Genomic DNA, 7,482 nt, shown 5'->3' on the forward strand with positions numbered 1-7,482 from the left:
CCCGGCGCCCTGGCGCGCCGCGGGCTGGACGTTCCGCGCCATGGGCCGCCCGGCGCTCTGATCGACTCCAGACGACAGGACCCCCCCCACCATGCAGAACATCCTCCTCCGCTCGGGCAAGAGCCCCTTCCACGTCGCGAAGCCGGCCGAGGTCGTGCAGCAGGACCTCATCGGAACCAACGCGGGGAACCTGGTGTTCAGCGACGCCACCCACAAGCTGCTCACCCTGCCCGGCACCGAGGTCACCTCCAACGGCATCAAGACGGATCACTCGCCGGAGCGCGCCGCACAGATAAACGAGCGGTACGACGCCTTCGTCGTCCCGCTCGCCAACGCCTTCCGGCCGTCGTTCGAGCCGTCGCTGAAGCGGCTCACCAGGCTCATCGAGCAGCTGTCCATCCCCGTCGTCGTCATCGGCGTCGGCGCCCAGGCCGGCGCGGACTACGACACCGAGCGGCTGAAGGCCATCGAGCCGTCGGTCAAGCGGTTCATGAAGGCGGTGCTCAAGCGGTCCGCGTCCGTGGGCGTACGCGGCGAGCTGACCGGCGACTACCTGAAGGGACTCGGCTACAAGGACAAGGACGTCGAGATCATCGGCTGCCCGTCGATGTTCCTCCACGGCGACACCTTCCCCGAGATCCGCAGACCCGGGGGCGGCATCACCGACGCCTCCCGCATCGCGGTCAACGTCTCGCCGGACGCCCCCCGCGTCGGCCCGATCGCGGCCATCGTGCAGCGCGCGTACGAGCGCTTCGCCGACCTCACGTACTACGCGCAGAACCTCACCGACGCCGAACTGCTGCTCTGGGGCGACACCTCCGCCGAGAAGGGGCTGACGGCCGAGCTGCCGAACCGCGTGGCGCACGGCCTGCTGCGCGACGACAAGGCGCGGCTGCCCACCGACCCGTACCGCTGGATGGCGGAGCTGCGCGAGCGGGACTTCGCCTTCGGCACCCGCATCCACGGCAACATCACCGCGCTGCTCGCCGGCACCCCCGCCGTCGTCCTCTGCCACGACTCGCGCACCCTCGAACTCTGCCGCTACTTCGACATCCCGTACGCGATGCTGGCCGACCAGCCGGCCGGCCTGGACCCGGCGGAGCTGTACGAGAAGGCCGACTTCACCGCGCTGCAGCACGGCCACCGGGAGCGCTGGGACCGCTTCGCCCGCTTCCTCGGCCGCAACGGGCTGAAGGACACCTACACCCACGGCGACCGCGGCGCCGCCTTCGAGGAGCGCATGGCCGGACTCGACCTGCCGCCCTCGATGCGGGTGTGGGACGGCTCCGACGACGGCGCCCACCGCTACCGGATCGCCTGGCTGCACGAGCGGGCCGAGAGCGTCCGCAAGCGGCAGGACGGCGCGGCGCGCCGCATCGGCGAGCTGCAGGAGCGCAACGAGGAGCTGGCCGGGCAGGTCGAGCGGCTGGAGACGCGGCTCGCCGCGCTGGAGCGGCAGGTCACCGCGCGGGACAAGGGCACCATGGCTCGCCTCGGCGCGGCCTTCAAGGGCCGGGGCGGGCGGGAGTGACGGCCCGGCGGCAGGGCGCGCTCCCGCCGCGCACCCGGCTGGTGCACATCGGTCCGCACAAGACCGGCACCACCACGCTGCAGGGGGCGTTCCACCTCTCCCGGCGGGCGCTCGCCGCACACGGCGTGCGGTACGCCGGCCGGTCGCGGCAGCCCGCGCACGCCGTCGCCGCGATCGCCGGCGGCACGCCCGTGCACAGCCTGGAGGCGCCGAGCACGGCGCACTGGGAGCAGCTGTGCGCCGAGGTCGCCCGCGCGGGGCGGCGGCGCCGGGTCGTGGTCAGCAGCGAGCGCTTCGCCAACGCCGACGCCGACACGGCGCGCGCGGTCGTCGACGGCCTCGGCGGGGAGCGGGTCCACGTCGTCGTCACGCTGCGGCCGCTGCTGAAGATCCTGCCGTCGCAGTGGCAGGAGTACGTCAAGACCGGGCACCGCCACGCGTACGTCGACTGGCTCGACGGCATGCTGCGCCGCCCGCCGTACGACAAGCCGACGCCGTCGTTCTGGCGGCGGCACCGGCACGACGAACTCGTGGCCCGCTGGGCGAAGGCGGCCGGCGCGGAGAACCTCACGGTGGTCGTCGTCGACCAGGGCGATCCGCTGTGGCAGCTGCGGGCCTTCGAAGACCTGCTGGGGCTGCCGGAAGGACTGCTCCAGCCGGAGCGGGACGGCTTCACCAACCGGTCGCTGACCGCCGCCGAGGTGGAGCTGCTGCGGCTGGTCAACGGGGAGCTGTCCCGGAGCCGGCGGCCGGCGGCCGAGCGCAAGCTGGTGCGCGAGGCGCTGGTGCGCGAGCTGCGCGGGGCGTACGAGCCGGGGAAGGACGCGGCGCGGATCGCCACGCCGGCGTGGGCGCGGCGGGCGGCGGCCGCGGTGAGCGCCGAGATGGTCGCGGGGATCCGGGACTCGGGGGTACGGGTCATGGGCGGCCTGGACTCGCTGGTGCCGGAGCCGGAGCCGGAGGCGGCGGAGCCGGACGGCGACGAGCCCGCCGCCGAGCCGCGGTTGCCGGTGTCCGCGGTGCACGCGGCGGTCGCCGGGGCGCTGGCCGCGGCGGCCGGGTCTCCGTAGGGTCGGGGCCCGCGGGCCGGGACCCGGCGTGGCGGCCGGGTCCCGTTGGCTGTCGGCCGCGGGCCGGGAGAGGGAGGCGGGCAGATGGCGGAAGCGGCGCCGGCGCTGGTCCGGGTCACCGAGCGGGTGTGGCTGTGGCCGCACCACCCCGACCCGGACCGGGTGCAGGCGGGCATCGGGGTGATCGCCGGCGACGACGGCTGCCTGCTCGTCGACGCCGGCCACAGCCCGGCGCTGGCCCGCCGGGTCGCGAGCGCCCTCGGCGGCGCGGGCCTGCCGCGGGCGCGGACCGTCGTGTACACCCACCACCACTGGGACCACGTCTGGGGCGCGCAGGAGTGGGGCGTGCCGGTCGTCGCGCACGAGCTGACGGCCGAGGCGCTGCGCGCCGAGGCGGCGAAGCCCTGGTCCGAGGCGTACCTGCGGGCGGAGACGGCCCGCGACCCGCGGCTGGCGCCGAGCTACGGCGCGCGTTCGCGCGCGATGGCGGCGGACGGCTGGGACGCCTTCCGCATCGTGCCGCCCGACGAGACGTTCACCGACGCCCACCGCATCCGGCTCGACGGCGTCACGGTGGAGTTGCAGCACGTCGGCGGCGGCCACGCGGCCGGCTCGACGGTGGTCCGGGTGCCGTCGGAGGGGGTGCTGTTCCTGGGCGACTGCTCCTACCCGCCGCCGTACCACCTGCGGGAGCCGGGCGCCGGGCCGGATCTGGCGCTGGCGCGGAGCCTGCTGGACGACGCGTACGAGTGGTACGTGGAGAGCCACGACGCACCGCGGCGGCACGCGGAGGCGAAGGCGGCGCTGGGCGGCTGACCCGTGCCCGGCCGGCGGCGCCGGGGCGGCGGCGGTGCCGCCGGGCGCGCTCAGGGGCCGGCCGTCGCCCGGCCGGCCCCTTCGCCGCTGTCCTCGCCGGGTTACGGGGTGTTGTTCGCCAGCGCCAGCAGCCGGGAGCGGCTGCCGTTGAACTTGTCGCGGTCCACGTTGCCGGAGATGCCGCTCACCCGGCCCGTGCTCGTGTACTGCCACACGGTCCAGAACGGGAACCCGTTCGGGATGTTCGGGCTGTGCGCGGACGTCCAGTGGGCGACCCACAGCGGGCTGCGCGACGACATCCCGCTCCAGTTGCCCGTGCAGGTGTTCCACCAGCTCGGGCTGGTGTAGATGACGACGTCGCGCGTGGTCCTCGACTTGTACGTGTTGTAGAAGTCGAGGATCCAGTTGCGCATCGCGGACTGCGAGAGCCCGTAGCACATCGCGCCGGACGGGTTGGACTCGATGTCCAGCACGCCGGGCAGCGTCCGGTTGTCCCGGGACCAGGCGCCGCCGTTGGAGGCGAAGAACCTGGCCTGGGCCGCGCCGCTGGAGGAGTTCGGCCGGGCGAAGTGGTACGCGCCGCGGATGACCCCGGCGTGGTACGCCGCCGGGTAGTTGCGGTTGAACGAGGGGTCCTTGTACGTCGTGCCCTCGGTCGCCTTCATCCAGGCGAACTGGATGCCGGAGTTGCGCACCGACGTCCAGTTGATGGTGCCCTGCCAGTGCGAGACGTCGATCCCCTGCACGCCGCTGGTGTGGTCCAGCGGGCTGAAGTCGGGGGGCGACTGCTGCTTGTCGACGCCCATGCCCATGTACGCGTGGCCCAGCGGCACGGGGTTCTTCTTCTTGGTGTCGCCGCCGGCCGCCGGCGCGGACGCGGCGGACGGCGAGGTGAGCCCCGCGACCAGCGCGAGGGACGCGCCGAGGACGACGGCGGCGCCGGTACGGGTGCGGCGGGCGCGGCCCGAGAAGAGGTGGTGGGTCAGTGATCTGTGCAAGTGCATCGCGGCCTCCTGGCACTCGTGTGCTCTGTGGGGGTGGGGAGAGGCGGTGCTGGGTGATGCTCGTAGGGACAGACCGGTGTTCTGATGCGAACACGACAAGAGTGACGCATAGGAACGCCTGCCTGAGAAGGGGGGACCGCCACCCTTTATGGTCCAGTCCAGTGACGCGTGCGCTGAGCTGCGGTTACCGGAGAGGAAATCGTCAACTTTCATGGTGTGAAAGCCGAAACGAAGGATAGCATTCCGGTCACTGAGCGTGCCAGACCAGACACGCTGTGCACTTCTCCGGTCATCCGCCCGTGGCGTGACCGCCGCCGGCCGGCCCCGGCCGGGGTCAGGCCGTGCTGTCCCGCCAGGCCCGGTGCAGCGCCGCGAAGCGGCCGCGGTCGGCGATGAGCGTTGCCGGAGGGCCGTCCTCGACGATGCGGCCCTGCGCCATGACCAGCACCCGGTCCGCTATCTCCACCGTCGACAGGCGGTGCGCGATGACCACCGCCGTACGGCCCCGCAGCACCGTGTGCATCGCCTCCTGCACCGCCTGTTCGCCGGGGATGTCCAGCGACGACGTGGCCTCGTCCAGGATCACCACCGCCGGGTCCGCCAGCAGCGCGCGGGCGAACGCGACCAGTTGGCGCTGGCCCGCCGAGATGCGACCGCCGCGCTTGCGCACGTCGGTGTCGTAGCCGTCCGGGAGCGCCGTGATGAACTCGTGGGCGCCCAGCGCCTTCGCCGCCGCCTCGATCTCCCCGCGGGTCGCGTCCGGGCGGCCGATCGCGATGTTCTCCGCCACCGTGCCCGAGAACAGGAACGCCTCCTGCGTGACCATCACCACCGCGCGCCGCAGCTCCGCGTTCGCGATCCGGCGCAGGTCCACCCCGTCCAGCAGCACCCGGCCCGCGCTCGGGTCGTAGAACCGCGCCAGCAGCTTGGCCAGCGTCGACTTCCCCGCGCCCGTCGAGCCGACGACCGCGACCGTCTGCCCGGCCGGGACGGTCAGGTCGAAGCGGGGCAGCACCTCGCCGCCCGTACGGTACGAGAAGCCGACGCCCTCGAAGCGCACCTCCCGGCCCGGCAGCCCCTCCGCACGCGCCGGCAGCGGGCTCGGGTCCGCGGGCTCCGCCACGCCCGGCCGCTGCGCCAGCAGCCCGGCGATCTTCTGCAGCGACGCGGCCGCCGACTGGTAGGAGTTGAGGAACATCCCGAGCCGGTCGATCGGGTCGTACAGCCGCCGCAGGTACAGCACCGCCGCGGCCAGCACACCCAGCGCGAGCCCGCCCTCCGCCACCCGGTACGCGCCCCACAGCACGATCGCCGCCACCGCGACGTTCGCGGTCAGCCGGGAGGAGACGACGTAACGGGCCATCTCCAGGATGGAGTCGCCGTTGACCCGCTCGTGCCGGCCGTTCAGCCGGTCGAAGTCCGCGTCGTTCGCGCGCTCCCGGCGGAACGCCTGCACCGGCCGGATGCCGTTCACCGTCTCGACGAACTTCACGATCACCTGGGCGATCGCCGTCGACCGCTTCGTGTAGATCCGCATCGAACGCCGCTGGAAGCTGCGGATCAGCGCGTACAGCGGCACGAACGACAGCAGCGCCGCGCCGCCCAGCCCCAGGTCCAGCCAGAGCAGCAGCGCGGCGATGTACACGACCTGCAGGATGACGACGATCAGCTCCTGCAGCCCCTCGCTCAGCAGCTCGCGCAGCGACTCCACGTCGCTGGTCGAGCGGGAGATGAGCCGGCCGGAGGTGTAGCGGTCGTGGAAGTCGACGTCGAGCGCCTGCGCGTGCCGGAAGATGCGGCCGCGCAGGTCCAGCAGCACGTCCTGGTTGATGCGCGCGGCGGCGCGCACGAAGGTGTACTGCAGCAGCCCGGAGGCCACCGCGCAGACCGCGTACGCGATGCCGACCGCGATCAGCGGCCCGTGGTCGTCGCGCCGCAGCGCGGGCACGGCGTGGTCGATGGCGTACGCGACGAGCAGCGGGCCCGCCTGCACGGCGGCCTGCTGCAGCAGGATCAGGACGGTCGCGGCGGCGACCCGGCGGCGGTGCACGGCGAGCAGCGAGCCCAGCAGCGCACGGGACGCGCCCTCGGGCGCGGGCAGCAGGTCCTGGTCGAACGGGTCGGTCCGCGCCTGCTGGCGGTCCTCCTCCGGCTCCTCGCCGCCGGGCCTCTCGGTGACCGTCGCCGTCATCGCCGCTCCCCCTCCTCGTCGTCCGCGGCCGCCGACGACGGCGCCGGGTCGCTCGCCATCAGCGCGCGGTACTCGGCGCTGCCGTGCAGCAGTTCGTCGTGCGTCCCCACCGCCGCGACGCGGCCGCCGGACAGCAGCGCCACCCGGTCGGCCAGCAGCACCGTCGACGGGCGGTGCGCCACCACCAGCGCCGTGGTCGTCGCCAGCACGCGCCGCAGCGCGGCCTCGACCAGCGCCTCGGTGTGCACGTCCAGCGCCGACAGCGGGTCGTCGAGCACGAGGAAGCGCGGCCGGCCCACGATCGCCCGGGCCAGTGCCAGCCGCTGGCGCTGGCCGCCGGAGAGGCTGAGCCCCTGCTCGCCGACCTCGGTGCGGTGGCCGTCCGGCAGCCGGTGGACGAAGTCGGCCTGCGCGACGTCCAGCGCCCGCAGCAGGTCGTGCTCCTCGGCCCGGTACGAGCCCATGAGCACGTTCTCGCCGGCGGTGGCGGAGAAGAGCGTCGGCTCCTCGAACGCCACGGCGACCAGCTCGCGCAGCTCGTCGCGGGGCAGCGCGGTGATGTCCCGGCCGTCGAGGCTGATGCGGCCGGCGGTCGGCTCGTACAGCCGCGGGACGAGGGCGGTGAGCGTGGTCTTGCCGCTGCCGGTGGCGCCGACGAGGGCGAGGGTCTCGCCGGAGCGCACGTGCAGGTCGACGCCGTCGAGTACGGGCGGGGTGCCCGGGGGCGCGTCGGGGTGGCGGAAGACGACGCCGGCGAAGCGGATGCCGTCGGCGGTACCGGGGCCCGGCTCCGGCTCCGGTCCAGGCGCAGGGACCGGCGCCGGGCCGAGCGCGGCGCGTCCGCGCCACGCGGGCGCCGGGGCGCGGCCC

Annotated in this window: 6 protein-coding genes; 3 read left to right on the forward strand and 3 right to left on the reverse strand. The window is 74.2% G+C overall.

What is annotated here, in order from left to right; translation table 11 throughout:
- Nucleotides 1-91 precede the first annotated feature (91 nt).
- The 3 genes from ABD317_RS31140 (at nt 92) to ABD317_RS31150 (ending at nt 3,417) form a co-directional block, all read left to right on the forward strand.
- Nucleotides 92-1,531, forward strand: coding sequence for a polysaccharide pyruvyl transferase family protein (locus ABD317_RS31140; protein ID WP_344294273.1), 1,440 nt, complete (start codon nt 92-94; stop codon nt 1,529-1,531).
- Nucleotides 1,528-2,601, forward strand: coding sequence for a hypothetical protein (locus ABD317_RS31145; protein WP_344294275.1), 1,074 nt, complete (start codon nt 1,528-1,530; stop codon nt 2,599-2,601). Before ABD317_RS31140 ends, ABD317_RS31145 begins: the two co-directional genes overlap by 4 nt.
- Before the next feature lie 84 nt (nt 2,602-2,685).
- Nucleotides 2,686-3,417, forward strand: a complete 732-nt coding sequence (locus ABD317_RS31150; protein WP_344294277.1) for an MBL fold metallo-hydrolase — start codon at nt 2,686-2,688, stop codon at nt 3,415-3,417.
- A gap of 101 nt (nt 3,418-3,518) precedes the next feature.
- Here the strand turns inward: ABD317_RS31150 and ABD317_RS31155 are convergent, their stop codons facing one another.
- The 3 genes from ABD317_RS31155 to ABD317_RS31165 all read right to left on the reverse strand — a co-directional run.
- The gene (locus tag ABD317_RS31155; protein ID WP_344294279.1) at nt 3,519-4,421 is read right to left on the reverse strand and encodes a lysozyme; all 903 of its coding nucleotides are present in this window, start codon (nt 4,419-4,421) and stop codon (nt 3,519-3,521) included.
- 334 nt (nt 4,422-4,755) lie between these two features.
- Nucleotides 4,756-6,612 (reverse strand): ABC transporter ATP-binding protein, encoded by a 1,857-nt coding sequence (locus tag ABD317_RS31160; protein WP_344294281.1) that lies wholly within the window; start codon nt 6,610-6,612, stop codon nt 4,756-4,758.
- Nucleotides 6,609-7,482, reverse strand: an 874-nt coding sequence (locus tag ABD317_RS31165; RefSeq protein WP_344294283.1) for an ABC transporter ATP-binding protein, incomplete at its 5' end; no start/stop codon positions are given. The genes ABD317_RS31165 and ABD317_RS31160, both read right to left, overlap by 4 nt.

Source organism: Streptomyces synnematoformans (assembly GCF_039531005.1).
Lineage (GTDB): Bacteria > Actinomycetota > Actinomycetes > Streptomycetales > Streptomycetaceae > Streptomyces > Streptomyces synnematoformans.